At 76.3% G+C, this 26063-nt stretch carries 28 protein-coding genes and 2 riboswitches; of the genes, 12 read left to right on the plus strand and 16 right to left on the minus strand.

Annotation, left to right across the window (positions count from 1 at the left end; genetic code table 11):
- The first annotated feature begins 48 nt into the window (after positions 1-48).
- Positions 49-492 carry a rhodanese-like domain-containing protein gene (locus N555_RS0106150; protein ID WP_029430617.1) on the plus strand — a complete coding sequence of 148 codons (444 nt, stop codon included), beginning with the start codon at positions 49-51 and terminating at the stop codon, positions 490-492.
- Here the strand turns inward: N555_RS0106150 and N555_RS0106155 are convergent.
- The 4 genes from N555_RS0106155 to N555_RS0106170 form a co-directional block, all read right to left on the minus strand.
- A complete protein-coding gene (locus tag N555_RS0106155; RefSeq protein WP_029430618.1) occupies positions 476-1045 on the minus strand; it encodes a GNAT family N-acetyltransferase in 570 nt (189 codons plus the stop codon). The two genes, N555_RS0106150 and N555_RS0106155, sit on opposite strands and share 17 nt — an antisense overlap.
- A gap of 61 nt (positions 1046-1106) precedes the next feature.
- On the minus strand, positions 1107-1619 hold the full coding sequence (locus N555_RS0106160) for a VOC family protein (protein WP_029430619.1): 513 nt from the start codon (positions 1617-1619) through the stop codon (positions 1107-1109).
- Between the two features lie 133 nt (positions 1620-1752).
- A complete protein-coding gene (locus N555_RS0106165; RefSeq protein WP_029430620.1) occupies positions 1753-2328 on the minus strand; it encodes a zeta toxin family protein in 576 nt (191 codons plus the stop codon).
- A 7-nt stretch (positions 2329-2335) separates the two neighbouring features.
- Positions 2336-2716 carry a TA system antitoxin ParD family protein gene (locus tag N555_RS0106170; RefSeq protein ID WP_034509126.1) on the minus strand — a complete coding sequence of 127 codons (381 nt, stop codon included), beginning with the start codon at positions 2714-2716 and terminating at the stop codon, positions 2336-2338.
- A 179-nt stretch (positions 2717-2895) separates the two neighbouring features.
- On the opposite strand from N555_RS0106170, the gene N555_RS0106175 reads away from it, so the two are divergent.
- Complete coding sequence (locus tag N555_RS0106175; RefSeq protein ID WP_029430622.1) at positions 2896-4194, plus strand: Nramp family divalent metal transporter; 1299 nt, start codon at positions 2896-2898, stop codon at positions 4192-4194.
- 9 nt (positions 4195-4203) lie between these two features.
- On the opposite strand, the gene thiD is transcribed toward N555_RS0106175, so the two are convergent.
- The 5 genes from thiD to N555_RS0106200 form a co-directional block, all read right to left on the minus strand.
- Entirely contained in the window at positions 4204-5022 is an 819-nt protein-coding gene (gene thiD / locus N555_RS0106180; RefSeq protein ID WP_029430623.1) for a bifunctional hydroxymethylpyrimidine kinase/phosphomethylpyrimidine kinase, read from the minus strand.
- Positions 5019-5657, minus strand: coding sequence for a thiamine phosphate synthase (gene thiE, locus N555_RS0106185; protein ID WP_029430624.1), 639 nt, complete (start codon positions 5655-5657; stop codon positions 5019-5021). The genes thiD and thiE overlap by 4 nt, the downstream gene beginning before the upstream one ends.
- Positions 5654-6451, minus strand: a complete 798-nt coding sequence (thiM, locus tag N555_RS0106190; protein ID WP_081866024.1) for a hydroxyethylthiazole kinase — start codon at positions 6449-6451, stop codon at positions 5654-5656. Before thiM ends, thiE begins: the two co-directional genes overlap by 4 nt.
- Positions 6441-6534: riboswitch (TPP riboswitch) on the minus strand. It overlaps the preceding gene by 11 nt.
- A gap of 15 nt (positions 6535-6549) precedes the next feature.
- A complete protein-coding gene (locus tag N555_RS0106195; RefSeq protein WP_029430626.1) occupies positions 6550-7161 on the minus strand; it encodes a TenA family protein in 612 nt (203 codons plus the stop codon).
- Positions 7158-7751 carry a thiaminase II/PqqC family protein gene (locus N555_RS0106200; RefSeq protein WP_029430627.1) on the minus strand — a complete coding sequence of 198 codons (594 nt, stop codon included), beginning with the start codon at positions 7749-7751 and terminating at the stop codon, positions 7158-7160. Before N555_RS0106200 ends, N555_RS0106195 begins: the two co-directional genes overlap by 4 nt.
- 31 nt (positions 7752-7782) lie before the next feature.
- A riboswitch (TPP riboswitch) is annotated at positions 7783-7895 on the plus strand.
- Between N555_RS0106200 and N555_RS0106205 the strand changes: the two genes are divergently transcribed.
- The 6 genes from N555_RS0106205 to N555_RS0106230 all read left to right on the plus strand — a co-directional run bounded on the left by N555_RS0106205 (position 7885) and on the right by N555_RS0106230 (position 12436).
- Positions 7885-9225 (plus strand): purine-cytosine permease family protein, encoded by a 1341-nt coding sequence (locus tag N555_RS0106205; protein WP_034509067.1) that lies wholly within the window; start codon positions 7885-7887, stop codon positions 9223-9225. (Overlaps the previous riboswitch by 11 nt.)
- A complete protein-coding gene (gene thiO / locus N555_RS0106210) occupies positions 9222-10328 on the plus strand; it encodes a glycine oxidase ThiO (protein WP_034509070.1) in 1107 nt (368 codons plus the stop codon). Before N555_RS0106205 ends, thiO begins: the two co-directional genes overlap by 4 nt.
- A 4-nt stretch (positions 10329-10332) precedes the next feature.
- A complete protein-coding gene (thiS, locus tag N555_RS0106215; RefSeq protein ID WP_029430630.1) occupies positions 10333-10533 on the plus strand; it encodes a sulfur carrier protein ThiS in 201 nt (66 codons plus the stop codon).
- Between the two features lie 2 nt (positions 10534-10535).
- On the plus strand, positions 10536-11309 hold the full coding sequence (locus tag N555_RS0106220; RefSeq protein WP_029430631.1) for a thiazole synthase: 774 nt from the start codon (positions 10536-10538) through the stop codon (positions 11307-11309).
- The gene (locus N555_RS0106225) at positions 11306-11938 is read left to right on the plus strand and encodes a thiamine phosphate synthase (RefSeq protein WP_081866025.1); all 633 of its coding nucleotides are present in this window, start codon (positions 11306-11308) and stop codon (positions 11936-11938) included. The genes N555_RS0106220 and N555_RS0106225 overlap by 4 nt, the downstream gene beginning before the upstream one ends.
- 75 nt (positions 11939-12013) lie before the next feature.
- Entirely contained in the window at positions 12014-12436 is a 423-nt protein-coding gene (locus tag N555_RS0106230) for an ATP-binding protein (protein WP_029430633.1), read from the plus strand.
- Here N555_RS0106230 and N555_RS0106235 read toward each other — a convergent pair.
- The gene (locus tag N555_RS0106235; protein ID WP_051683793.1) at positions 12433-13161 is read right to left on the minus strand and encodes a TetR/AcrR family transcriptional regulator; all 729 of its coding nucleotides are present in this window, start codon (positions 13159-13161) and stop codon (positions 12433-12435) included. The genes N555_RS0106230 and N555_RS0106235 overlap by 4 nt on opposite strands.
- Before the next feature lie 93 nt (positions 13162-13254).
- Between N555_RS0106235 and N555_RS0106240 the strand changes: the two genes are divergently transcribed.
- Complete coding sequence (locus N555_RS0106240; protein WP_029430635.1) at positions 13255-14118, plus strand: NAD(P)H-binding protein; 864 nt, start codon at positions 13255-13257, stop codon at positions 14116-14118.
- Between the two features lie 15 nt (positions 14119-14133).
- Here the strand turns inward: N555_RS0106240 and N555_RS0106245 are convergent, their stop codons facing one another.
- Both N555_RS0106245 and N555_RS27810 read right to left on the minus strand, forming a co-directional pair.
- Positions 14134-16251, minus strand: a complete 2118-nt coding sequence (locus tag N555_RS0106245) for a SpoIIE family protein phosphatase (protein WP_051683794.1) — start codon at positions 16249-16251, stop codon at positions 14134-14136.
- A 711-nt stretch (positions 16252-16962) separates the two neighbouring features.
- Positions 16963-17895 carry a hypothetical protein gene (locus tag N555_RS27810; protein WP_029430638.1) on the minus strand — a complete coding sequence of 311 codons (933 nt, stop codon included), beginning with the start codon at positions 17893-17895 and terminating at the stop codon, positions 16963-16965.
- A gap of 327 nt (positions 17896-18222) precedes the next feature.
- On the opposite strand from N555_RS27810, the gene N555_RS0106260 reads away from it, so the two are divergent.
- Complete coding sequence (locus tag N555_RS0106260) at positions 18223-19578, plus strand: APC family permease (RefSeq protein WP_029430639.1); 1356 nt, start codon at positions 18223-18225, stop codon at positions 19576-19578.
- Positions 19579-19592: 14 nt separating this feature from the next.
- On the plus strand, positions 19593-20546 hold the full coding sequence (locus tag N555_RS0106265; protein WP_034509136.1) for a nucleoside hydrolase: 954 nt from the start codon (positions 19593-19595) through the stop codon (positions 20544-20546).
- Positions 20547-20552: 6 nt separating this feature from the next.
- Here the strand turns inward: N555_RS0106265 and N555_RS0106270 are convergent, their stop codons facing one another.
- The gene (locus N555_RS0106270; protein WP_029430641.1) at positions 20553-21248 is read right to left on the minus strand and encodes a GAF and ANTAR domain-containing protein; all 696 of its coding nucleotides are present in this window, start codon (positions 21246-21248) and stop codon (positions 20553-20555) included.
- A gap of 189 nt (positions 21249-21437) precedes the next feature.
- On the opposite strand from N555_RS0106270, the gene N555_RS0106275 reads away from it, so the two are divergent.
- The gene (locus N555_RS0106275) at positions 21438-21896 is read left to right on the plus strand and encodes an ATP-binding protein (protein WP_231502619.1); all 459 of its coding nucleotides are present in this window, start codon (positions 21438-21440) and stop codon (positions 21894-21896) included.
- Between the two features lie 97 nt (positions 21897-21993).
- On the opposite strand, the gene N555_RS0106280 is transcribed toward N555_RS0106275, so the two are convergent.
- From N555_RS0106280 to N555_RS0106290, 3 genes are read right to left on the minus strand one after another with little or no spacing between them, the layout of a single operon-like run.
- Positions 21994-23592, minus strand: coding sequence for a GTPase (locus N555_RS0106280; protein WP_029430643.1), 1599 nt, complete (start codon positions 23590-23592; stop codon positions 21994-21996).
- A complete protein-coding gene (locus N555_RS0106285) occupies positions 23592-25289 on the minus strand; it encodes a GTPase family protein (protein ID WP_029430644.1) in 1698 nt (565 codons plus the stop codon). The genes N555_RS0106280 and N555_RS0106285 overlap by 1 nt, the downstream gene beginning before the upstream one ends.
- Positions 25290-25333: 44 nt before the next feature.
- The gene (locus N555_RS0106290; RefSeq protein ID WP_029430645.1) at positions 25334-25978 is read right to left on the minus strand and encodes a PilZ domain-containing protein; all 645 of its coding nucleotides are present in this window, start codon (positions 25976-25978) and stop codon (positions 25334-25336) included.
- Positions 25979-26063: the final 85 nt, after the last annotated feature.

Genomic DNA, 26063 nt, shown 5'->3' on the forward strand with positions numbered 1-26063 from the left:
GCAGTCGGGCCGCTCGTCCGCGCGCCGGCCGCCCGTCAGGATCGCGGCGTGAGCCTGGACTGGACGACCGACCCCGCCGACGCCGCCGCGCACTTCGCCCGCAGTCTGGCGGTGGAGACCGACGTGAGCGACGTGCACGCCGCCCTGGAGTCGGGCGACCCCGGCTTCGTCCTGCTGGACAGCCGGAGTGCCGAGTCGTGGGCGCAGGGACACGTGCCGGGCGCGGTGCACCTGCCCGGGCGGGAGATCACCGCGCGGGTCGGCGAGCTGGACCGGTCCGTCCCGGTCGTCACCTACTGCTGGGGGCCCGGCTGCAACGGCGCCACCCGCGCCGCCCTCGCGCTCGCCACGCTGGGGTTCCGCGTGCGGGAGATGATCGGCGGCTTCGAGTACTGGGCGCGGGAAGGGCTGCTGGTCGAGACGGCCGAGGGGGTGCACCGGCCCGATGTCGACCTGCTCACCGCCCCCGCCGGGATCAGCTGCGGCTGCTGAGCGCCGGCGGCGGGTCGTCGGCCAGCCGCGCCCACAGGAACTGGTCGAGCTTGACGCCGTCGTAGCGGTGCGACCGGCGCAGCCGGCCCTCCCACGTGAAGCCGGCCTTCTCCGCGACCCGGCCGGACGCGGCGTTGGCGATCGCGTGGAACAACTCGACCCGGTCGACGGCCGTGGTGGCGAACAGATGGCGGCAGGCGGTGTCGACGGCGAGCGGGGCCAGGCCGCGGCCGCGCGAGGCGGGCGCCGTCCAGTAGCCGACCATGGCCAGCCCCTCGACGGGGTCGAGGAACGAGAAGCCGACCGATCCGGCGAGCGCACCGGTTCCCGGATCGACGACCGCCCAGTGCAGCCGGTCCGGCGCCGGCTCCAGCCGGCGGCCCAGCCACGCGGCGGCGTCCTCGCGGGAGTCGACGGCGAGCCCGCCCCAGCGGCGCATCTGCTCGTCCTGGAAGGCGGTCCAGGCGTCGTCGAGGTCGTCGGCGCGCCACGGCCGCAGCCGCAGACCTCCGCCGTCCAGGTCGACGGGCTCCGGTGACTGATCGGGCTGCACGGGAAGAGATCCTGCCCCGGAGGAGATCCGGAGGCGTTACGCCTCCGGATCTCCTCCGCCGTCAGACGGGGATGGAGACGCCGACGCCGCCGCGGGTCTGCGCGCCGTAGCGGGCGATCTCGCCGGGCAGGTCGAGGCGGCCGATGCGGGCGCGGGCGTCGGCCACCTCCGGGGTGATCAGGTCCGCCGGCACCAGCCACGACACCTCGAACTCCAGGCCGTCGGGGTCGTGGGCGTAGAGCGCCTTGGTGGTGCCGTGGTCGGAGGCGCCGGTGAGGGCGCCGGCCTGCAGCAGCGCGTCCTGGATCCGGGAGAGTTCGGCGAGCGTGTCGACCTCCCAGGCCAGGTGGTACAGCCCCACGGTGCGACGGCCGGCCTCCGACGCCCCGGCACGGTCCCCCAGGGCGAACAGCCCGAGGTCGTGGTCGTTGGTCGAGCCCTCGGCCTGAAGGAACGCGGCCCGGCCCGGGATCTCCATCACCGGCCGGAAGCCCAGGACCTCGCGGTAGAAGGCGACGCTGCGGTCGACGTCGCGGACGTAGAGGACGGCGTGGTTCAGGCGCTGGACGGGCACGGTGGGCTCCCTCGGGGTGACGTGACCCCAGTGTGCGCCTATTTAGATGAGAGTTCAAGTATCCGGCCCGGGGAACGAGAACGACAGGCGCGTCCGGCCCGGTGGGCAGCGGCGCGAGGTCCGAGCCGGTCGGCTACCGGGGCCAGCGGTGGACGAGCTCGTCCGGAGCCCAGTCCGGCCAGCGACAGGCGCCGACCGACAGCCCGCCGGCGAACCTGGCCACCTCGGCGGGCCCGTCGACACGGGAGTTGTCGAAGACGGCGGAGAGGTCCGCCTGGCCGATCGCGTCGGCGACCAGTGGCCAGAGTCGGGCGTAGCGACTGCGGATCTTCTCCTCCGGGACGGCGTGGCCCCCGGCGGCGACGCGGTGCAGGACCCGGTGGACCGAGAGCTGCTCCGGGACCAGCAGCACGTGCAGCGCGACGGTGTAGCCGGCCGCCTGCGCCCGGGAGACGAGGTCGAGCTTGGACGGGTGGGAGAACACCGTCTCGGCGATGAAGGGCACTCCGGCCGCGATCAGCGCCTCCCGGGTGTCGGACGCGACGCGGGCGGCGTCGTAGGCGTGCCCCGATGGGTCGTCGGGCCAGCGGGCTGACGCGATCACATCGGCGTTGACGAACGTGACCCCGGGCCGGAGTGGGGCGAGCACGAGCTCGACGAAGGTGGACTTCCCGGCACCGTTGGGGCCGACCACCAGGTCCAGACGCACCGGGGCGCTATGCGAGCAGGCTGGTGGTGCCGTCCGGGTGGTAGCGCGTCAGCCGGCCGTGCTCGTCGAGGGCGACCGTCGTGACCCCGCGGGCAGCGAGCACCTCGCCGAAGCGGATCGTGCGGGCCGCCTCGGAGACGGACGCATCCAGCTCGGCGTTGAACACCACCCGTTCGTCCCCACTCAGCTCGCGCTCGTCGAGCTCCCCGGCGAGAGCGGCCTCGACCCGGCGACGAGCCAGGGAGGTCTGCATGGAGACGGCCCGACCGACGCGGGCCCAATGGTCGAGCTGCTGCTTGGCCGAACGGGACTGTCGCTCGCCCTCGGCCGCAGCAGCCTCCAACAAGTCCGCCGCGACCCGGGTCGGGCGGTCTGCCACTGTCTTCACCACGCCACCTCCTGTAGCAGGATGCTACGCCGTAGCAAGATGCTACGCAACGGTGGTGCAGGACGACCGGACGGCCAACGCGACTTCGGCCCCCGGGGGCCACGGGGTGGCCCGGGAGTGACACCCCCGCCGGGCAGGAGAGGAGCGCCAGCCCACCCTCCCGCCCCTGCGAGGCCGCCGTGTACCTCTCCAAGACCGAGGCCGCCGTCCTGCCGACGACGCTCGTCAGCGCCCCCCGACCCGCTCCGACGCCGACGCCGGCCCCCGGCAGGCGGCGGATCTGGCCGATGCTGGGCCCGGCCTTCGTCGCCGCGGTCGCCTATGTGGACCCGGGCAACTTCGCGACCAACTTCTCCGGTGGCGCGGCCTTCGGATACACGCTGCTGTGGGTGATCGTCGCGGCCAACCTGATGGCGATGCTGATCCAGTCGCTGACAGCGAAGCTGGGCCTGGCGACCGGCCGCGACCTGGCCACGCTCTGCCGCGAGCGGATGCCGAAGCCGGTGACCCGGATGCTGTGGGTGCAGGCCGAGGCCGTCGCGATCGCCACCGACCTGGCCGAGATCGTCGGCGGCGCGGTGGCGCTCGACCTGCTCTTCGGGGTGCCGCTGCCGATCGGCGGGGTGATCACCGCCGTCGTCGCGTTCCTGCTGCTGGGCGCGCAGTCCCGCGGCCACCGGCCGTTCGAGCGGGTCATCACCGGCCTGCTGCTCGTGATCGGCGGCGGGTTCCTCTACACGCTCCTCGGGTCAGGGGTCTCCCTCGGCGGGGTGGCCGGCGGGATGGTGCCGAGCTTCGAGGGGCCCGACAGCCTGGTGCTGGCCACCGGCATCCTCGGGGCGACCGTCATGCCGCACGTGATCTACGTGCACTCCGCGCTGACCCCGGGCCGCTACGGCGACGTCGTCACCGCCGGCCGGACCCAGGAGGGCCGCAGCCGGCTGCTCAAGGCGCAGCGCCTCGACGTGCTGCTCGCGATGGGGCTGGCCGGCCTGGTGAACGCCGCCATGCTGGTCATCGCCGCGCAGCTGTTCACCGGCGGGGACCAGGCCGACTCGCTGGAGTCGGTGCACGCCGGGCTGGGCGACCAGCTGGGCGCGGGGGCGTCGATCGCCTTCGCGCTGGCCCTGCTGGCGTCGGGCTTCGCGTCGTCGTCCGTCGGCACCCACGCCGGGCAGGTCGTGATGGCCGGCTTCCTGCGCCGGCACATCCCGGTGCTCGCGCGCCGGCTGATCACCCTCGCCCCGGCGCTGGCGGTCCTGGTCCTCGGCGGGGACCCGACGACCGCGCTGGTCTGGTCGCAGGTGGTGTTGAGCTTCGGCATCCCGTTCGCGCTGGTGCCGCTGCTGTGGCTGACCAGCCGGCGGGACCTGATGGGCGGCTGGGTGAACCGGCGGATCACCACCGTCGCCGGCTCGGTCGTGGCCGCGCTGATCATCGGCCTGAACGCCCATCTGATCGTGGGCTTCGTCAGCTGACTCCTCGAGTCAGCCGGCCGGCCACCAGCGGGCGAAGTGGTGCACCGGGCCGTGGCCGGAGCCGATGCCGAGCGACTCCCCCGCCGCCAGCGCCTCCTGGAGGTAGTCGCGGGCCTGCTCCACGACCGGCTCCCAGGCGCCCGGGCCACCGACCCCCCGGGCCACCAGCGCGGCGATCGCCGAGGACAGCGTGCAGCCGGTGCCGTGGGTGGACGACGTGGCGACCCGCGGCCGCCGGGTGACGGTGACGCCGTCCGCGGTCGCCAGGACGTCGACGCTCTCCGGACCGCCCAGGTGCCCGCCCTTGAGCAGCACGGCGCCCGGCCCGAGGGACAGCAGCGCCCGCGCCTGCTCGACCATCTCCTCCACCGACGTCGCCGGGACCCCGTCGAGCAGCGCGGCCGCCTCGGGCACGTTCGGCGTGACGAGCTGGGTCAGCGGCAGCAGCTCGGTGCGGATGGCGTCGACGGCGTCCTGGCCGACCAGCCGGTCGCCGCTCGTCGCGACCATCACCGGGTCGCACACCACCGGCCCCGGCCGCCGCTCGGCCAGCACCGCCGCCACCTCGCGGACGACGTCCGCCGTCCCGAGCATGCCGAGCTTGGTGGCGCCCACCGGCACGTCGTCCAGCAGCGTGCGCAGTTGCTCGCCCACGAACGCCGCCGGGACGGCGTGCACGCCGGTCACCCCGCGGGTGTTCTGCGCGGTCAGGGCGGTGAGCACCGCGGTGCCGTAGACGCCGAGCGCGCTGAAGGTCTTCAGGTCGGCCTGGATGCCGGCGCCGCCACTGGGGTCGCTGCCGGCGATGGTCAGCGCGACGGCGGTCACGGGGCCAGCACCGCCCGCAGCTCCCGCGCGGCCGCGGTGGGGTCGTCCGCCGCGCAGATCGCCGAGACCACGCAGACGCCGTCCACGCCGGTCACCGACGCGGCGTTGGCAGCAGAGATCCCGCCGATCGCGACGGACGGCAGCCCGGCGGCCCGCGCCTCGGCGGCCAGCGCGGCCACCCCCGAGGGGCCGAGCCCGGTGCCCGCGTCGGGCTTGGTGGGGGTCGCCCACACCGGCCCGATGCCGACCAGGTCGACGGTGCCCGGCGGCAGCGCGAGCGCGGCCGCCATCTCCTCCGGCGTCCCCGCGGACAGCCCGAGCAGCCGGTCGGGGCCGATCAGGGCACGGACCTCGGCCGGAGGCAGGTCGTCCTGGCCGACGTGCACGCCGTCCGCCCCGGCGAGCAGGGCGACGTCCACCGCGTCGTCCACGAACAGCACGACGCCCGGGGGGAGCACGGCACGCACCGCCAACGTCAGCTCGTACAGCTCGCGGCGCGAGGCGGTCTTGTCCCGCACTTGCACCGCCGTGACCCCGCCGGCGACCGCCGCGCGGACGACGTCGGGCACGGTCCGCGGACGCGACAGGACCGTGTCGGTGACCAGGTAGAGGGTCGGGTCGAGGCCCGGCCTCACGACTCGTCCCGGACCTGGGCGCGCAGCAGGTCCTCCGGGGTCACGGCGTCGAGCGCGTCCACCCACGCGGCGGCGAAGGTGCCGGGGCCCGAGCAGACCGCGGCCGCGGCCTCGGCGGCGAGCGCCACGTGCGCGTGCGCGGCGACCGCGCCGGTCAGCCGGTCCCCCGCCGCGGCGACGTAGGCCGCGGTCAGCGCCCCGAGCGCGCAGCCGGCCCCGGTGGTGCGGGTCAGCAGCGGGTGCCCCCCGCCGACCCGCACGACCCGCGAACCGTCGGTGACCAGGTCCACCGGCCCGCTGACCGCCACCACGCCGCCGGTCCGGGCACTGAGGGCGACGGCCGCCTCGAGCGCGTCGTCCGCGGTCGCCGTGGAGTCCACGCCCCGCCCGCCCGCGCCCGTGCCGGCCAGCGCCATCACCTCCGAGGCGTTGCCCCGGACCACGGCGGGGCCGCCCAGCGCCAGCTCGACGGCCAGGTCGGTGCGGAAGCGCAGACCGCCGACCGCCACCGGGTCCAGCACCCACGGCGTGCCGGCCGCGTCGGCGGAGCGGACGGCGATCCGCATGGCCTCGGCCGACTGCCCGTGCACCGTGCCGACGTTGACCAGGAGCGCCGACGCGATCGCGGCGAAGTCGCCCGCCTCCTCCGGCGCGACGACCATCGCGGGCGCGGCGCCGACGGCGAGCAGCACGTTCGCGGTCAGGGTCTGCACGACGGTGTTGGTGAGGCAGTGCACGAGCGGTGCGCCCTCGGTGAGCGCACTGCGTGCGGCGGCGAGCGCGGTGGCGTCCACGTGACATCCCTTCGCCAGCATGACCTGGGCAGGTTCGACGGGTGTCATCTCAGCCCGGTGCGCGGGCACCCCGTGTCGGAGCCGAACCTAGCAAGCGGTCAGTGGGCTGCCGCGTCGAAGAACGCCACCTCCAGTTCCATCGCCCGCCGGTACGCCCGCGCCACGGCGGGGGTGTCGGCGGCGTACCGGTCGAGCAGCTCCTCCAGCGTGACCGCGAGCTGCTCGAACCCGAGGTCGGCGTAGGTGGCCACCCACTCGGCGTACGGCTCGGCGGAGCGCCCGGCCAGCGACTGCCCGAGGAAGGCGTAGAGCCGCATGCAGGGCGTCATCGCCGCGCAGATCTCGCCCAGGCCGGCGGTGGCCGCGGTGGCGAGCAGGAAGTCGGCGTAGGCCGCCGTCGCCGGGGCCGGCTCGACGGTCGCCAGGTCGATGCCCCATCGCGCGGCGTAGCCGTCGTGCAGCCGCAGCTCCTCGCGGACCCCGGCGAGCAGGTCGGCGAACGCCTCCAGCCCGGCCCGGTCGGGACTGCGGACGACGGCCATGGCGTAGCCGCGGGCGAAGGCCTGCAGGAAGAACGCGTCCTGGGCGACGTAGCCGGCGAAGCGCTCGCGCGGGAGCGACCCGTCGGCCAGGCCGCCCACGAACGCGTGGCCGAGGGCGGCGTCGGCCAGGTCGGCGGAGCCGGACCACAGGCGGCGGGCGAGGCTCACGCGGCGTCCAGCGCCATGCCCCAGAAGGCGACCTCGGCGGCGAGCACCTCGAGGACGACGTCGTCGTGCCGCCCGCCGAGCGCGTCGGCCGCCGCCGCCAGCCCGTCGACGTAGGCCGCGAACCCGGGCGTCGTCCAGTGCTCGACGTACGGGGCGTACTCCGGGGCGCCGGGCGCGGCGACCGTCCAGGCGTCGAGGTAGACCCGCTCGACCGCCCAGAGCGCGGTGAGGGCCGCGGCGACGTCGGCGCCGTCGAGCCGCCGCAGCAGGTCGCCGTAGGCGGTCGTCGCGCGCAGCCGCGGCGCGTCGAGGTCCAGCCCCCGGCGCGCGGCCAGCTCCTCGAACCAGTCCAGCTCCTCGACGAGCGCGACGGCGCCGGCGGCCAGCACCGCCTGCACCGGCCGCGGGGCCCGGGCCAGCAGCCGGGCCTGGAACCGCAGCAGGTCGGTGACGTAGTGCCGGTCCTGCACGAGCCACGTGTCGAAGGCCCCGGCGGGCAGGCTCCCGTCGCGCACCCCGAGGAGGAACGGGTGCGCCGTGGCCGACGCCCAGGCGTCGCGGTGGTCGCTGAGCAGGTCCGACGTCGGCACGGCGCCACCGTACGGGCGGGGCTACAGTTCCCCCGCACTGTGCGGGAGCTCGGGTCGACCGGGCTGAGAGGGCGGCTGAAGGCGCCGCCGACCGCTGGAACCTGACCGGGTAATGCCGGCGTAGGGAGCAGCCATGAGCGACGCCGTCCGTACGTCCCCTGCCGGGGCCGATGCCCCCCTGACCCTCGGCGAACCGCCGACCCGCTCGCTCGGGCTCCGGGACTCCCTGGGTCTGTGGGGCAACCTCGGCGTCAGCCTGCTGCTGCCGGTCGCCGCGGTCTACGTCGTCCTGCCCGGGCGGCCGCTGGCCGAGACGCTCGGCGCCGTCGTCGTCGGCGCGGCCATCGGGGCGCTGCTGCTCGGCGTCGGCGCCGCCGCCGGCGCCCGCGAGGGCGTGCCCGCGATGGTGCTGCTGCGCGGCCTGCTCGGCCGGCGCACCTCCTGGGTGCCGACGGCGTTCAACCTGGTGCAGTGCGTCGGCTGGGCGACCTTCGAGATCGTGATCATCGCGGAGGCGGCGTCCCGGGTGCTGGACGCGCCGCGCTGGCCGTTCGTCCTCGGCGCCGGCGTCCTGGCCACGCTCATGGCCCTGCGCCCGCTCGGCGTCGTCCGGGTGCTGGCCCGGTACGCGATCTGGGCGGCGGTCCTGGCGATCGGCTACCTGTTCGTCGAGGTGCTGGCGGAGGGGCTGCCCGAGCTGACCGACGGCGCCGCCACGTCGTTCTGGACCGCGGCCGACATCGTCATCGCGCTGCCGATCTCCTGGTTCCCGCTGGCCGCCGACTACACCCGGCACGTGCGCACCGGCCGCGCTGCCTTCGCCGGCGCGAGCATCGGCTACGGCCTGGCCACGGTCGTGATGTTCACCCTCGGCGTGCTGGCGCTGGCCGCCTACGGCAGCTCCGGGCTCGACGTCGTCGACGCGCTGCTCGCGGTGCCGCTGGGCACCGTGGCCGTGCTGGTGCTGGTCGCCGTGGAGCTCGACGAGGTCTTCGCCAACCTCTACTCGACCGCGGTCTCGGCGCAGAACGTCGTCCCGCGGGCCGACCGGCGGGTGCTCGCGGTCGTCGTCGGCACCCTGGCGACGGTCCTGGCGCTGACCTTCGACATCGCCGCCTACGAGCCGTTCCTGTTCCTGATCGGCGCGGTGTTCGTCCCGCTGGTCGGCGTCTTCGGCGTCGCCTACGCGCTCACCCCCCGCGGGGCCTGGGACACCTCCGACACCGCCCGCGCCCGCCCGGCGTTCCTGCTGCCCTGGGCGGCCGGCTTCGTCGCCTACCAGCTGACGCTGCCCACGTACTTCAGCGGGCCGGGCTCGTGGTGGACGACGTGGTGGACCGCCCGGCAGACCGACCTGGGCATCGACCCGGCCAACGGCTGGTCGGCGTCGCTGATCAGCCTCGGCGTCGCGGCGGCACTGACCGCGCTGCTCTGCTGGCCGGCCGCACGGCGCGGGAGGCGGGCGACCCGGTGACCGACGTCGTCGTCGCCGGCGCCGGGCTGATCGGGCTCTCGGTCGCCTGGCGGGCGGCCCAGCGCGGCCTGTCGGTGACGGTGGTGGACGACGCCCCGGGCGGTGGGGCCTCCCGCGCCGCCGCCGGGATGCTCGCGCCGGTGTCGGAGGCCGGCTACGGCGAGGAGGCGCTGCTGCGGCTGTGCCAGGCCTCGCTGGAGCGCTACCCCGCCTTCCTCGGCGAGCTGGCCGCGGCCACCGGCCGGGACGTGGTGCTGCGGCCCGCCGGCACGCTTGTCGTCGGGTTCGACGACGACGACGCCCGCGCCCTGGCCGACCTGCACGGGTTCCACGTGGAACTCGGCCTGGAGGTGCACCGGCTGACCGGGCGCGAGGCACGCCGGCGCGAGCCCTCGCTCACCCCGCGGGTGCGCACCGCGGTGCACGTCGCCGGGGACCTGTCCGTCGACCCCCGCGAGCTGCACCCCGTCCTGCTGGCGGCCGCCGAGGCGGCGGGCGTGCGCCTGGTGCGGGCCCGGGCGGCCGGTCTGCTCACCGGCGACGGCCGGGCCTGCGGGCTGGCGCTCGAGGGGGGCGGGGAGGTCCGCGCCGGGGCGGTCGTGCTGGCGCTCGGCGCGCACAGCGGCGCCCTGCCCGGCGCCCCCACCGTGCCGGTGCGGCCGGTGAAGGGCCAGATCCTGCGGTTGCGCGGCGCGGCCGGCCTGCTCGACGGCACCGTCCGGGCGCTGGTCCGCGGCCGCTCGGTCTACCTCGTGCCGCAGGGGGACGACGGGCTGGTCGTCGGCGCCACGGTGGAGGAGCGCGGCTTCGACGCCACCGTCACCGCCGGCGGCGTGCACGACCTGCTGCACGACGCGATCGAGGTCGTGCCCGGGGTGACCGAGCTCGAGCTGGTGGAGACCCTGGCGCGGTGGCGGCCCGGCACCCCCGACAACGCCCCGGTGCTGGGTTCCACCGACGTGCCCGGGCTCGTGCTCGCCTCGGGTCACCACCGCAACGGGGTCCTGCTCACCCCGCTCACCGGCGAGCTGGTGGCCGACCTGCTGGTCTCCGGCGAGACGCCCGCGCTCGCCGCTCCCTTCGACGTCTCGAGGTTCGGGTGAGGACATGCAGGTGAGGGTCAACGGCGCGAGGGCGGAGATCCCGGACGGCGCGACGGTGGCGGCACTCGTGGCTGCACGGACGAGCGGCCACTCCCGGGTGGCGGTCGCCCGCAACGGCGACGTGGTGCCGCGCAGTGCGTGGGAGACGACGGACCTCGCCGAGGGCGACGTGCTCGAGGTGCTGGCCCCGACGGCGGGAGGGTGACGATGGCCGACCACGACCTCGAGGTGGGCGGGGAGACGTTCACCTCGCGGCTGGTGCTGGGCACCGGCGGCATCACGAGCATGGAGGCCCTGCAGCGGACGGTGCGCGCCTCCGGCACGCAGATCGTGACCGTCGCGCTGCGCCGGGTCGAGGCGTCCGCGGACGCGGCGATGATGCAGGTGCTGGACCGCTGCGGTGTACGGCTGCTGCCCAACACCGCCGGCTGCCGGACGGCGCGCGAGGCGGTGCTCGCCGCCCGGCTCGGGCGCGAGGCGTTCGGCACGGACTGGGTGAAGCTGGAGGTCATCGGCGACGAGCACACCCTGCTGCCCGACGCGGTCGAGCTGCTGGACGCCGCCGAGCAGCTGGTGGACGACGGGTTCCGCGTGTTCGCGTACACGACCGACGACCCGGTCCTCGGCCGCCGGCTGGCCGACGCCGGGTGCGCCGCCGTCATGCCGCTGGGCTCCCCGATCGGCAGCGGCCTGGGCATCCGGAACCCGCACAACATCGCCCTGCTGCGCGAGGCGGTGTCGGTGCCGGTCGTCCTCGACGCGGGGGTCGGCACCGCCTCCGACGCCGCGCTGGCCATGGAGCTCGGCTGCGACGCCGTCCTCCTCGCCTCGGCGGTCACCCGTGCCCGCGATCCCGAGCGGATGGCGCTGGCCATGCGGCAGGCGGTGGAGGCCGGCCGCTCGGCGATGCTGGCGGGACGGATCCCCCGGCGATGGCACGCACAGGCGTCCACCCAGTTCGAGGGCCTGCCCCAGCTGTGACCCTCCCCCGGCTGCTGGTGCTCACCGACCGCACCCAGTCCCGCGCGTCCCTGCCGGAGACGGTGGGCGCGGCGGTCGACGCCGGTGCGCGGGCGGTCGTCCTGCGGGAGAAGGACCTGCCGCTCGAGGAGCGGGCCCGCCTGGCCGAGGCGCTGGCCGCGCTGCTCGCGCCGGTCGGCGGGCTGCTGGTGTGGGCCGGCGCCGACGGCTCGTCCGGCCGGCCGGCGGTGCACCTGTCAGCTCGTGACCTCCTCCCGGCGCCGCCGCCGGCGCTGGTCGGCCGCTCCTGCCACGACGCCGCCGAGGTCGCCGCTGCGGCGGCCGAGGGCTGCGATTGGGTGTTCGTCTCCCCGGTGCACGCGACGGCGTCCAAGCCCGGCCACGGTCCCGCCCTCGGAGCGGCCGGCCTGGCCCGGCTGGTCCCGGGCGCGCCACCGGTCTACGCCCTCGGTGGGGTCACGCCCGCCGACGCCGCCGACTGCCTGCGCGCCGGTGCCACCGGGATCGCCGTCATGGGCCCGGTCATGCGCGATCCCTCCCTCGTCGCCGGGTACCTCGCAGCGCTGGCCGCGCCCGGCGGCGGACCGGATGCACCCGGCGCCGGTGATGCCGGTCACCCGCGCGTTTAGGTGCCCCACCCCCGGCGCATACGCAGGTGTTCGGTCCAGCCGATGGCCGGCGCGAGGATGCGAGGTAGCACGGGCGTGACACGGGAGCCGGCCGGGTCCATCTGGCTGCCCGCGACCCCGCCCCCCGCCTCGCACGGCCGCACCTGGGACCTCTCGGAGATCGCCGAGCTGCCGCAGATGCGGGCGGAGCTGAGAGAGCTCCTCGGCACCGCGGCCGCAGCCGAACTGCGCGACCAGCTGGTGCTGGCCCTCGACGAGATGGCCTCCAACGCCCTGCGCCACGGCGGTGGGGACGTGCGCGCCGCGGTCCGCCGCGCGGAGTCCGCCTGGCTGCTCGAGGTCTCCGACGCGGCCGCCGACCAGCCACCCACCCCGGCCGTCGGCCGCGACCCGAGCGAGGGCGGGCTGGGGCTCTACCTGATCGCCGAGCTCTCCAGCGCGCACGGCTGGTACGTCGAGAACGGCGCGAAGCACGTCTGGGCGGTCCTCCCCGCCTAGCCAGGACCGCGCGCGGGGTCGTCGACGATCCGGTCGAGCCACTCGCTCAAGAGCCGTTGCTCCGCCGGGCTCAGCGCGTCCAGCCGGGGCGCGACCGCGCGGAGCGCCACGGCCGCCGCCGCCGTGCCTCCTCGAGCCGAGACCGTCGGCTGCTCCGGATCGGTGAGGACCTCGCGGAGCACGGCCTCGTACGCAGCCTCGGCGAGACCCTCGTCACGCTCCTCTGCCGGCGTGGACAACAGCACGGTCAGGACCCCGGTCCCGGCGGCCTGCACGAGGCCGACGGCGCGCCGCTCGCTCACCCGCAGCCGCCCGGTCGCCGCGACCCGGTGCACCCGGGCCTCCAGCACCTCCAGCCCGGAACGGACGACGGGTGAGTGCAGTCCCCGCTCGGGGTCGCTGAGCAGCCGGAAGAGCGCCGGGTGGGCGAGCCCGAACTCGATCTGGGCCCGCCAGCCGGCGCGGAGGTCCTCGAGGGGGTCGACATCGCCCGCTGCGGCTGCCTCCACCACCGCCGCCTTCTGGGCGACGAAGTCCGCGAGCACGTGCTCGGCGACCGCGTCGAGCAGGCCGTCCTTGTCGCCGAAGAGCCGGTAGATGGCAGGGGCCTGGACGCCGGCCGCCTCGGCCACCCGCCGGGTGGTCACCGCCGACGTCCCGTGGTCGCGGAGCAGGAGGGCCGCGGCATCGACGATCCGCTCCCGCGTCTCTGAGCGCCCGCTCACCCCGTCCACGGGACCACGATAACGGCGGATTGTTATCGATGGAAATATCAGTGATACGGTCGTTGTGTTTCCATCGATAGCGAGGAGATCGTCATGATCGTCGTCACCGGAGCAACGGGCGCCCTGAACGGGGCGACCGTCGACCACCTGATGGACCGGCTGCCGGCGCGCGACATCGCGGTCGCCGTCCGGGACGTGTCCCGCGCCGACCGGTTCGCCGCCCGGGGCGTGGAGGTCCGCCGTGGCGACTACGCGGACCCGGCGACCCTCGCCGATGCCTTCCGGGGCGCCGACCAGGTGCTGCTGGTCTCCGCCAGCGACCCGGGGGCCGACGCCGTGGCCCTGCACCGCACCGCCATCGAGGCAGCCGTCGACGCCGGGGCCGGACGGATCCTCTACACCAGCCACCAGGGTGCGGCCGCCGACAGCCCGTTCGGCCCGGCGCGCGACCACGCCGCCACCGAGCAGGTGCTCGCCGGCTCCGGGGTCGCGTGGACGGCGCTGCGCAACGGCTTCTACGCCCATTCCCTCGGCTGGCTCACCGGGCCCTGGCGCGAGACCGGCCGCATCGTCGTGCCGGCCGACGGGCCGGTGTCCTGGACGGCGCGGGAGGACGCCGCGGAGGCAGCCGCCGCCGTCCTCACCTCCGACGGCGCGTTCGACGGGCCGGTGACGCTCACCGCAGGAACTGCACCGACGTTCGCGGAGATCGCCGAGATCGCCTCGGACCTGTCAGGGCAGCGGATCGAGTGCGAGGTCGTGGAACCCGAGGAGTGGGTCACCGGCGCGGTCGCCGCGGGCCAGTCGGAGTTCCTCGCCCGCTTCACCCTCGGGATCCACCTGGCCGCGCGCGACGGCTTCTTCGCCGGCGTCGACCCACTGCTCGGCGACCTCCTCCGGCGAGAGCCGCGGACGGTCCGGGACGTCCTGGCCGGAGCGGTTCCCGCGACCCCCTGACGAGTCCGGGCGAGGTCAGGCGCCCGGGACCGGCGGCACGTGCGTCGAGCCGGCCTCGGGCGGACGCGGGCGGTCCTCCGGGTGCAGCCGGACGGCGACCAGGGCGACGTCGTCGGCGACGCCGTGCGGCCGCAGGCGGGCGAGCAGCCCGTCGCAGAGCTCGGCCAGCGGCCGGTCGCCCAGGTCGGCCAGCGCCTCGCGCAGCGCCGCGATGCCCTCGTCGAGCCCCTGGTCCCGGGCCTCGACCAGGCCGTCGGTGTAGAGCAGCACGGTCGCCGGCCGGTCGATCGTGACCTCGGAGTCGGTGCGCCGCGCCGCGGGGTCGACCCCGAGCATCAGTTCCGCCCGCGACCGGGACAGCTCCTCGACGACGCCGTCCCCGCGCAGCAGCAGCGGCGGCGGGTGCCCGGCGTTGGACCACCGCAGCGTCGTCGTCCCCGCCGCGCGCTGCTCGGGGGACTGCTCGATGCGGGCCACGATCGCGGTGGCCATCGTGTGCATCTCCAGCCCGTGGACGGCGACGTCGAGGTCGGTGAGCACGGTGGCCGGCGTCGCTCCCTCGCGGAACGCGATCCCCCGCACGAGGCCGCGCAGCTGGCCCATCGCGGCGGCCGCGGCGATGTCGTGGCCCACGACGTCGCCGATGACCAGCACCGTGGCGCCGCCGGGCTGGAGGAAGGCGTCGTACCAGTCGCCGCCGACCTGCGCGGCCTCCACGGCCGGCAGGTAGCGGACGACGACCTCGGCGTGGTCCGGTCGCGGCGGCGCGGTGAGCATGCTGCGCTGCAGCTCCTCGGCCAGCCGGCGCTGCTGGTCGTGCAGGCGGGCGTTGTCCAGGGCGAGCGCCACGCGCTCGGCGACCTCGCGGGCCGCGGCGACGTCCGCGTCGTCCGCCGGGCGGCGGCCCGCTCCGCGGTACAGGCTCAGCGCGCCGAGGGTCCGGCCGTGCGCGGTCATGGGCAGCGTGAGGGCGGTGCGCGGTGCGAGCCGGTCGAAGACGTCGCGCACCTCGCCGGCCGGAAGCGTCGGGCGGATCGCCGCCGGGACGTCGTCCACGCGCAGCGCCTGGCCGGAGGCCAGCGACCGCAGCACGGGAGCGTCGTCCTGCACCGACGACAGGCGCAGCTCGGCGTACCGGACCGTCGCCGCGCGCTGCGCGGGGTCGGCGTGCCAGCTGGCGACGTCGTGCAGGCGGCCGTCCTCGTCGATGAGGGTGGCGATCGCCCAGTCGGCGAAGACGGGCACGACCGCCTCGGTGACCCGCTGGAGCGCCGCGCGCTGGTCCTGCACCCGGCCGAGCTGTTCCACCATCGCCGCGCTGATCTCGGCGATGGCGCGCAGCCGGCCGGCGGCCTCGCGCGCCCTGTCCTCGGCGCGGCGGCGCTCGGTGACGTCCAGGAAGTAGACCGACAGCCCGTCGGGGCTCGGCCACGCCCGGACCTCATACCAGGCGTCCAGCGGTGCGGGGTAGTACGCCTCGAAGACCCGGACCTCACCCGTCGTCACGGCGCCGCGGTAGTGGGTCTCGAAGGCGCTGTCGACCGCGTGCGGGAACAGCTCCCAGATGTCGCCGCCGACCATCTCGGAGCGAGTGCGCTGGAGCACCTGCTCGGCCCGGCGGTTGACGTAGGAGAACCGCCACTCCCGGTCCAGGGAGAAGAACGCCTCGTTCATCGCCTCGAGCACCCGGGCGACGTGCAGGTCGGCGGCGCGGGCGCTGGTGGTGTCGTAGGCGGCGCCCAGCAGCCGCACGGCGGCGCCGCTCTCGTCGCACAGGGCCCGTCCGCGGCCGCGCACCCAGCGGGTGTCCCCGCCGGGCAGGACCACCCGGAACTCGGCGTCGTAGGCGCCACAGGTCTCGACGGCCTGCTGCAGAGCGGCCGTGGTGGCGTCCCGGTCGTCGGGGTGCAGACGGCCGAGGAACGCCTCGATCCGCTCGTCCCACTCCTCGCGCGCGTAGCCGAAGAGCTCGACCAGCCGGTCGTCCCAGTCGAGCCGGCCGGAGACGAGGTCCCAGTCGAAGCTGCCGATGCCGGCCGCCTCGACGGCGAGCTCCAGGCGCAGCCGCTGGGCCGCGTCCGCGGTGCCCGGCGGGCCGTCCTGCGGTACCGGACGGGACGGGGGCGGTCTCACCGCGATGCGCCCGGCCCGTTCATCCCGTTCTTTCTCCCACAGCGGGCCTGCTCCGGCCAGCCGGTGTGCGGCAGGACACCGGCCGCGGCGGCCGGCCACGCCGGCGGCCCGAGGCCGGGGACGACGACGGCGGGCGCCGCCCGGGAGACCCGATCGCTGCTGTGGATCGGGGTCCCGGACGAGCGCCCGCCAGGGGTTGTCGATGCGGACGGACCGGGTCCGTCCGCGGCCGCCGCCCGTTCGCCGTCCAGGAGCACCGGGGCCCACCACCGGAGCGGACGGCGACCGGTCTGCGACGAGTCCTCGTCTCCCTCGCGGACCGCGCGTCGCCTGCCGGCCAGGTCGGAGCCGGTCGGAGACCCGATCACGGGCACCGGCTGGACCTGTGGGCCACTCCGCGGACCGGTCCCGCGTCGCCTGCCTGCTCGCACCGCGGTCCGTCTGCGCCTCCCTGGAGGGTCCGCTCGCCGCTGCTCGGGAGCAGGGTCGGCGGGAGGTCGAGGCGCGTACGTACTGCGGTGCGGTCTGGCGGGCGGTGCGGGCGTGCACCGTCGGGAGTGGGCCGGGGGCGCCTGGCGGACGGCCAGGGGGGAGCTGAGGAGTCGGCGACGCGGGTCGACGGTCGCGGCCGCGGGATGCGGCCGGTTTCCGGCGGTGCGGTGCCTGGAGGACGGCGGCCGGGGTCGGCCGGATGTGCTGTGCCGGAGCGGGTCAGGGAGGCGAGCCCCGGACCCGGCACGCGGGCGGATCGCCGCGTGTCCGGGCGCGGCCCGGGCTGCGCGCGCAGGCCCGGACGCCGGGTTCTCGGACCGGCCAGCCGGACGGCGCTGGCAGTGCGGGGCAGGGCTCCGGTCGGACGGCGGGCCATCCGGTGAGCTCCGATGCCCGAGGCTGCGACGCCCGGGGAGGCCGGGCCGCAGCCCGGGAGAGGGAACCGGCCGCCCGGAGGTGGAGGGCCGGAGAGAGCGCCGCGGCGGGGGAAGACGCCGCGGGCTTGATCGTGGGGGTGCTGGGCAGTGCGGTCAGCCGCACCACCCCGGAGCTCGCCGGGCGGACCGGGAGCCGGGCGGAGTAGACGCGCGGCGGAGGCGGCGCGTTCCAGGCGAGGTGCTGACCGTCGGCACCGGCGCCCCAGAGGGCCAGGCGCCGGACCTGCCGGCGGAGCCGCCCGGCCGCGGCCGCCCGCAGCGAGGGCCGCGGCGGGCCGGCCACCGTGGGCACGGACACCGGGGCCGGGGCGGTCCTCGGGCGCGGACGGTTCCAGGCCAGGTGCTCGCCCTCCGGGCCGGCGCCCCACAGGGCCAGGCGCCGGACCAGCCCGGGCTGCGGGGCGGGAAGGGCCGGCGGCGCGACGGGTGCCGGTGCGTCCGCGAGGTCCCGCCGCCACATCACCGGCGCCGGGGCGGTCGCCCGCACGGGGACCGGCTGCGCGGTCGGCCGCAGGCGCGGGGCGGGGACCGGCCGGGCCGGCTGCCGCAGCCGCTGACCGCGGGCGCCCGCCGAGGTGTGCAGGACCGCGCGGCGGGGACGGGACCGCCCCGCCGAGGGAAGCGCGTCGGCGCGCTCGAGCACGGTGAGCAGGCCGCTCAGCGTGTGCTCGTCGGAGGACGACGACGAGGACCGGGGGGTCCGTCCGTTCGTCATGTCGCCTCCTCACGTAGTGGCCGCGGCAGCGGGGGAAGGTGCCGCGGACAAGGAGAAAGGTAGGCAGCGGGGCCCTGCGGAACGGCCCGTCGGGACACCCCTCCCGGAGCGCGTGACCGAACCGTTGCGGGGGTCGCCGGAACGGTTCGGCGACCCCTCCTCCGCACCGGTCGCTTGTCGACAAGCAGCGGTTCCCCGAGCGTGGAACGGTCCGTCCGGGGGTGCGGTCATCCCGGCGACACGGACGACGCGCGGGCGTGTCGGCCGGACGAGGGACGTCCCCGCGCCCCGGTTGCCGGACGTCGTCGGGCTCCTGAGACTCGATCGGTGACCCAGCGCCCGGACACCTCTGCGCCGCCCGCCGCTCCCGAAGCGGAGCCCGACACGCGCCTGAAGCGGTCGGTCGGCGGCCGACTGCTCTACCTCTTCATCCTCGGCGACGTCCTCGGCGCGGGGGTGTACGCCCTGGTGGGCGAGGTGGCCGGGGAGGTCGGCGGCGCGATCTGGGTGCCGCTGCTCGTCGCGCTGCTGCTCTCCCTGCTGACGGCGGCGTCCTACGCCGAGCTGGTGACGAAGTACCCGAGTGCCGGCGGCTCGGCGGTCTTCGCGGAGAAGGCGTTCCGGCGGCCGGAGATCGCCTTCCTCGTCGGGTTCTGCATGCTCGCGGCCGGCGTGACCAGCGCGGCCGGGCTCGCGCTGGCCTTCGCCGGCGACTACCTCGGGGTCTTCCTCGACGTCCCGGCGGTCCCGGCGGCGCTGGTGTTCCTCGCCCTGGTGGCGGCGCTCAACGCCCGCGGCATCCAGGAGTCGCTGCGGGCGAACATGGTCATGACGCTGGTCGAGTCCTCGGGCCTGGTGCTGATCGTGGTGCTGGGGGCGCTGGTGCTCGGCCGCGGGGACGGCAACGTCGGCCGGGTCACCGAGTTCCCCGAGGGGACGTCGATGGCGTCGGCGGTGCTGGCCGCCGCGGTCCTGGCCTACTACTCGTTCGTCGGGTTCGAGACCTCCGCCAACGTGGCCGAGGAGGTCCGCGACGTGCGCCGGGTCTACCCGAGGGCGCTGTTCGGCGCGCTGCTGACCGCCGGGGTGCTGTACGTCCTGGTGGGGCTGGCCGCCTCCGTCGTCGTCGACCCGGGGCAGCTGGCCGGCTCCAGCGGCCCGCTGCTGGAGGTGGTGCGCGCCGCCGACGTCGGGGTCCCCGACCGGCTGTTCAGCGCCGTCGCCCTGGTCGCGGTGGCCAACGGCGCACTGCTCACGATGATCATGGCGAGCCGGATGGCCTTCGGGCTGGCCGAGCAACGGCTGCTGCCGGCGGCGCTGGGCCGGGTGCTGCCGAACCGGCGGACGCCGTGGGTCGCCATCGTCGTCACCACCGCGGTGGCGATGGTGCTCACCGCGACCGGCGACCTGGCGGCGCTGGCCAACACCGTCGTCCTCCTGCTGCTCCTGGTGTTCCTCAGCACCAACACCGCCGTCCTGGTGCTTCGTCGCGACCGGGTGGCGGCCGACCACTTCCGCGCCCCGGTCGTGCTGCCCTGGCTCGCGATCGCCTCGTGCGTCCTGCTGCTCACCCGGCAGACCGCGGAGACCTGGCTGCGCGCGGCCGTGCTGCTGGCGATCGGCCTGGTGCTGTACCTGCTCAGCCGGCTGGCCACCCGCCGGGAGGAGCGGACGGCCGCGTGACCGAGGATGGCCCCGTGGAGCAGCCGACCCCCCTCGTGATCGACACGGACCCCGGCATCGACGACGCCGTGGCGATCCTGCTGGCGCTGGCCAGCCCGGAGGTGGACCTGCGCCTGGTGACCACCGTGCACGGCAACGTCGACCTCGAACAGACCACCGAGAACGCGCTGCGCGTCCTGCACCTGGCCGGCCGGTCCGACGTGCCGGTGGCCGCCGGGGCACGCGGCCCGCTGGTGCACCCGCTGGCCGAGCGCGCCGGGCACGTGCACGGCGCCGCCGGCCTGGGCGGGGTGGAGCTGCCGCCCTCGCCGGCGTCGCTGGACCCGCGGCCGGCGGTGGTCGCCCTCGCCGAGCTGCTGACCTCCTCGGCGCAGCCGGTCACGGTGGTGGCGATCGGCCCGCTGACCAACATCGCGCTGCTGCTGGCCGTCTTCCCGGAGGCCGCCGAGCGCATCGGGCGGCTGGTCGTCATGGGCGGGTCGGCCGGGGCCGGCGGGAACGTCACGGCGGCCGCGGAGTTCAACGCCTGGGCCGACCCCGAGGCCGCGCAGGCGGTGTTCTCCTCGACGGTGCCCACCGTGCTGGTCGGGCTGGACGTCACGCTGCCGACCGTGCTGGGCGCCGACGGCGTGGAGCGGTTCGCCGCGGCCGGCCCGCTCGGCGAGACGGCGGGCGCGATCCTGCGCCAGTACATGGACCACGCGCGCCGCACCTACGGGACGGCCGGCGTCGTGGTGCACGACGCGCTGGCCGTCACCGAGGCCGTCGTCCCGGGCACGCTGGGCACGGTGCCGCGGGACGTCGTCGTCGACACCGGGCTGGGCGTCACGCGCGGGCAGACACTGGTGGACCGGCGGCAGCCGTCGGGGTCGGCCACCGCCGTGCAGGTCGCGGAGCGGGTCGACAGCGCCGCGGCGGTGGAGTTGCTGGTCTCCCGGCTGGAGTCCTTCGCCGCCGCGCGCGGCTGAGCCGCCCTACTCCTGGGTCTGCGGCTGGGTGGAGGCGACCACGCCGGCCGCGATGTCGCGCAGCTTGCGGTTGGAGCGCTGCGAGGCGCCGCGGAGGATCTCGAAGGCCTGCTCGGCGTCCACGCCCTGCTGGGCCATCAGCACGCCCTTGGCCTGCTCGATGACCGAGCGGGAGTCCATGGCGATCCGCATGTTGCGGGCCTGCTCGCCCAGCTGGTGGTGGGCCTCGGCGTTGGCGACCGCGACCGCGATCGCCTCGGCGACGTCGGTCCCGGCGGCCAGCGACTCGGGCGAGGCGAAGGCCCCCGGCTCCGACGAGTAGTTGTTGAGGGCGCCGATCACCCCGCCCTGGTACGGCAGGGGGACCGACAGCGAGCTGCGGACGCCGATGGCCGCCGTGCGCTCGACGTACGTCGGCCAGCGCTCCTCGGTGAGCATGTCGTCGATCCGGAGGACGACGCCGCCGCGACCGGCGTCGAGGCAGGGACCGGAGTCCTCCTCGTACTGGAGCTCGTCGGCGGCCAGGGCCATCTCGCCGTGGTACGCGGCGGTGTAGGCCTTGTCGCCCCGGAGCAGGGTGATGGACGTGGCCTCGCTGCCCGGGATCCCCGAGGTGGCGATCCCGGTGATCTCCTCGAGCACCTCGCCCAGCGACCGGTCGGCCAGGGCGACCCGGCTGAGGTCCCGCAACAACTGCTCCATGCCGGCGAGTGTGCCCGAACCGGGGGGTCCGGTATGCATCCTCGGCCGAGTGGAAACCGGCCCTGCTGCTGCGAGACCGGCCGGCGTCGGTCAGGATGGGCCGACCAGAGCTCCGGCCGAGTCACGGCCGAGCAGACCCGAGGGGGAGCGATGGGCCAGCAGGCGTGGCCGCACGCAGCGGTGCCCTCCGTGGCAGGCGACGTCTGGCACTGGCAGATCGAGGCCATGCACGTCATCTCCCGGGTGCGCTCGGACCTGCGGGCCCGCATCGCCCACCCGTCGGTCTCCTCCACCTCCACCGAGGACGCGCGGGACGGGCTGCTGCTGGTCTTCGAGGAGCTCGCCTCCAACGCGCTGCGGCACGGCGGCGGGGCGGTGCGGGCACTCGTGGTCGCCAACGACGAGGGCTGGCTGCTCGACCTCAGCGACGAGGCCCCCGAGAAGCCGCCGATCCCGGCGGTCGACCGCGATCCCTCCCTGGGCGGCATGGGTCTGCACCTGGTCGCCCAGCTGTCGGTCCAGTACGGCTGGGAGTGCCGCCCCGGCCGCAAGCACGTGTGGGCCCGGCTGCCCTCCGGCCTGCGCTCGGTGCAGACCGGCTCGGACTCGGTGCCCGAGCCCCGCTCCCCCCGCCTGCCCCAGGACTAGCTCCTCCCCCGCCACGATCAGGGAACCTGATCCCCGCGCGTCCTCCCCCACCGCAGACGGTGAGGGAGGACGCGCTGCGGTGAGGGAGGACGGCGGGTCAGCCGGCGCGGGCGAGGGCGGCGGCGAAGCGGTCGTGGTCGGCCCGGACGCCGGCCATGGGCGCGAGCAGCTCCTCCTCCCCGACCGCGGCCACCGCGGCCCGCAGGCGGAGCTCCGCCCGCCGTCGCCGTCGGCGCGCCCGCATCGCCACGAACGGGCGGGAGAGGACCGCGAGCAGCGCACCGCCCAGCAGCCCCCCGACCAGCAGGAGCGTCGGCACCGGGATGCCCTCCACGCGGGGCAGCGGCACCACGTCGTCCAGCTGCAGCAGCCCCAGCCCGGCCAGCGCCAGCAGCCAGAGGACGCCGACGAGGGCCACCCCCGCCAGCAGCCACTGCAGTCCGCCGACGGCGCGCTGCCACAGCGGCGTCCGGTCGGGACCGAGGTCGGTCCGGGCGACGGCGGCGTCCAGCCGGTCGGCCAGCCGCTCCTCGCTGACCGCCACCTCGCGGCGCAGCGCGTCGGCCCAGGGCCGGGGCAGCCCGGCCCCCGCGGTCTCCCGCGCGGCCCGGACGGCGGTGCTGAGGGCCGCCTTCTGCACCGCCCCCGCCTCGGGCAGCGAGGTGCGGGCCACGACCCCCTCCCCGGAGCCCTCTCCCAGGTGCAGCCGGCGCAGCGGGTCGGGGCGGAGCTTCCGGGTCCAGCGGACCAGCGGCCAGCCGGTGGCCGCCGAGCCGTCCCGGCGGACCGAGCGCTCCACCGCCGCCCCGACCACCGGCACCCCGGCCGCGCCGGCCAGCGCGTCGGTCAGCCGCCCGCGATCGGCCCGGCCCACCCGGGCGTCCCCGGTCTCCCCGGCGCAGGCCCGCAGCTCCTCGACGGCACCGGAGACGTCGGCCCCGAGCCGCTCGACGGCGGCCTTGCGGGCGGCCACCCGGCGGACGAGGTCGGCCCGCAGCTCCCCGAGGCCGGTCCCGGCGCGGGCGGAGACGGCGAGCAGGGGGGTCCCGGTCAGCCCCTCGCGGTCCAGCAGGCCGCGCAGGTCGGTGAGGCAGGCCCGCGTCGCCGCGGCGTCGAGCCGGTCGACCTGGTTGAGCACGACCAGCAGCACCCCGGCGTGCCCGGCCAGCGGCACCAGGTAGCGCTCGTGCACCGCGGCGTCGGCGTACTTCTCCGGGTCGAGCACCCAGACGAGCACGTCGACCAGGCCGACCAGCCGGTCCACCTCGAGCCGGTTCTCCAGCCGGACGCTGTCGTGGTCGGGCAGGTCGAGGAGGACCAGTCCGTCCAGTGCCGGGTCCGGCGGGTGCCGGTGCCGCCGAGGCACCTCCAGCCAGTCGAGCAGCCGGTCCTGCGGGTCCTCGCCCCAGACGGTGGCGTGCGCGACGCCGGTGGTCGGCCGGCGCACACCCGGGCTGCTGACCTCGGCGCCGGACAGCGCGTTGAACAGCGTGGACTTGCCGCTGCCGGTCGCCCCGGCCAGCGCGACGACGGTCGCCTCGCCCAGCGCCGTCCGCGCGCCGGCCTTGGCCAGCAGCGACCGCGCGCGGCCGACGGCGGCCGCCTCCGCCGGCCCCTCCAGCCGCTCGGCGGCGACGTCGACGGCCTCCCGCAGGGCCGCCAGGCGGTCGGCCAGCGGCACCTCCCGGCGCCTCATCAGCCGGCCCGCACCGCGGCCACGAGACCGGACGCCGCGTGCCGGAGCCCGTCCGCCGCACCCTCGGCCGGCGCGGCGGCGACGATGCGGAGGTCGAAGCGGTCGCGCTCGGTCTGCAGCAGCTGGTCGGTGCGGCTCAGCAGGTCCTCCCGTGCCCGATCGGCCAGCGACCGGACGGCGGCGTCGCCCAGCATCGCCTCGAGCACCCGCTGGCCCAGTGCCGTCGTCCCGCCGGCGACCGCGATCTCGCCACCGGTCAGCCCGCCGGTCGAGGCGAAGACGGCGACCATGACGACCGCGCCCGCGCCGTTGACGCCCCAGGAGGTGAGCCGGGCCCGCGTGCGCTTGTCCGCGCCCTGCTCGCGGACCAGGTCGAGCACGCCGCCCTGCCAGTCGCGGACCTGGGCCGCGGTGGCCTCCGGGAAGTCGGGTGAGACGCGGGCGAGCGCATCGGCGTCCTCCGCCAGCAGCGCCGACCCGCCGGGCAGGGCGAGCCAGGTGCCGACCGTGCGTTCGGCGGCACGGTCGGCCTCGGCGCGCAGGAGGGTGGCCACCCCGGTCTCGAGGGCACCGGAGACCTCCTCGGCGGGGGTCGGACGGCCGGTGAGCGCGGCGGCGAGCCGGTCCCGCAGCCGGCCGACCGAGCTCTGCAGCGAGCGCATCCACTCGCCGGTGCCCACGAAGTCCTGCCAGCGGGACAGGACCTCGCCGCGCAGCAGCGCCCCGCCGCGGACCCCCTCGTCGATCGACGCGCAGGCCTCGGCATAGGCGGCGCGGGCCGACGACGACAGCTCCCGGGCGGCGCGGTCCTGCTCCTCCACGGCGGCGGCGACGGCGCCGACGCGGGCCTCCAGGCTGGCCAGCGCCCCGGTGAGGGTCTGCCGGACGACGGCGGCGCGCTGCTCGCGGTCGGCGGCCAGGGCGTGCAGCCACCCCCGCAGCGGCGCCACCTGCTCCTCGGGCAGCCGCCCGTCGGGCAGCGGACGCTCCTCGACGACGAACAGCCGGGCGGCGGCGAGACCGGCCCGCTGGAGCATCCCGCCGAGATCGGCGGCCACCTCCGCGGCCGCCTCGGGAGGCACGCGGTCCAGCACCACGGCCAGGGCGGTGCCCCGCTCCTGCGCCGTCCGCAGCAGGTCCCACGGGACGGCGTCGGCGTACCGGGCCGCGGTGGTGACGAACACCCACAGGTCGGCGGCCGACAGCAGCTGCGCCGCCAGGTCGCGGTTGGAGGCGACGACGGAGTCGACGTCGGGCGCGTCGAGCAACGCGAGCCCCGCGGGGACGGCGTCACTGGGGACCAGCTCGATGGTGCCCGGCCCGCCCGGCCCGCCGCTGACCCGCGCCAGGCCGGGCAGCACGCGGTCGCCGGCGAACGCGGGAGCGTCGGACGGCGCGCAGACCAGCACCGGCGAGCGGGTGGTGGGGCGCAGCACGCCCGAGGCGGAGACCGGGGCACCGACCAGGCTGTTGACCAGGGTGGACTTCCCCGCTCCGGTGGAGCCGCCGACCACGGTGAGCAGCGGGGCGTCCAGGTCGCGCAGCCGGGGCAGCAGGTAGTCGTCGATCTGGTCGACGACGGCGCGGGCGGTGCGCCGCGCGTCGTCCCGCCCGGCCGTGGCCAGGCCGAGCGGCGCCTCCGCGAGCCGGTCGCGCACCTCGCGGAGTGCGTCGGGGAGCCGCGCGGGGAGGGTCACGAGAGCCGGAGTGCCCGAAAGCGGTGCCGGCTACCCGCCCGGGTTCAGTCGACGGCGGTCCGGGCGGCGCGCTCCTCGCGCAGCGCCTGGAAGACGCGGCGGCGCAGCCGGTCCTGGTCACGCTCCTCGGGATCGACGAGCCGGAGGCTCATCAGCCAGTCCTGGCCGCGGTTCTGGTGCACCCGGACGATCTCCGCGCGGTACCGCTCCGGGCCGTCCTCGAGCCCCAGGTCCACCCCGAGCACCGTCCCGGGATCGGGCTGGTGGCCGAATCCCTCGATCAGGACCCGGATTCCCGCCTCGCTGATGTCCTGGGTCCGACCGGGCAGGTCCGTGCCGCGCAGCGTGACGGTCACCGGCAGGCTCAGCCGGCAGCGCACCGCGATGCGGCGCTGGCGGTCCTCGGCGGGCGCGGTGACGGCCAGGTGCCAGCGGGGTGCCGCCCCGTACTCGACGTGCGCGACGGAGGCGAGGAGGGCGCGGCCACCGTCCGGTCCCTTCCAGAACACCTCGACGTCCTCGCCGACGGCAACGACGTCCTGCCCGACGAAGTCCCCGACGGACGGGCGCACGACCACCGCGTGCAGATCGGCGGCCTCCACCCGGGCGTCGACCGACAGCCCGCGGCCCAGCGACGTGACGTCGGCAGCGCTGTCGACCACGGGGTGGTCGACGCCGGGAACGCTCATGGGCTTGCTTCCAGGTGACTGCGGCGGGTGCTGCCCGGACGGTTCGTCCGGGGTCTGGAGACGCTAACCCCGGCCGGACGGATCC

It is taken from the genome of Blastococcus sp. URHD0036 (assembly GCF_000701365.1).
In the GTDB taxonomy this organism is placed as follows: domain Bacteria; phylum Actinomycetota; class Actinomycetes; order Mycobacteriales; family Geodermatophilaceae; genus Trujillonella.

Coding starts and splice junctions, on each gene's coding strand:
- N555_RS0106280 (WP_029430643.1), bottom strand. CDS start 23,592: ATGAGGCGCCGGGAGGTGCCGCTGGCCGACCGCCTGGCGGCCCTGCGG.
- N555_RS0106205 (WP_034509067.1), top strand. CDS start 7,885: ATGAGCGACGCCGTCCGTACGTCCCCTGCCGGGGCCGATGCCCCCCTG.
- N555_RS0106290 (WP_029430645.1), bottom strand. CDS start 25,978: ATGAGCGTTCCCGGCGTCGACCACCCCGTGGTCGACAGCGCTGCCGAC.
- N555_RS0106240 (WP_029430635.1), top strand. CDS start 13,255: ATGATCGTCGTCACCGGAGCAACGGGCGCCCTGAACGGGGCGACCGTC.
- N555_RS0106270 (WP_029430641.1), bottom strand. CDS start 21,248: ATGGAGCAGTTGTTGCGGGACCTCAGCCGGGTCGCCCTGGCCGACCGG.
- thiS (WP_029430630.1), top strand. CDS start 10,333: ATGCAGGTGAGGGTCAACGGCGCGAGGGCGGAGATCCCGGACGGCGCG.
- N555_RS0106220 (WP_029430631.1), top strand. CDS start 10,536: ATGGCCGACCACGACCTCGAGGTGGGCGGGGAGACGTTCACCTCGCGG.
- N555_RS27810 (WP_029430638.1), bottom strand. CDS start 17,895: ATGACGAACGGACGGACCCCCCGGTCCTCGTCGTCGTCCTCCGACGAG.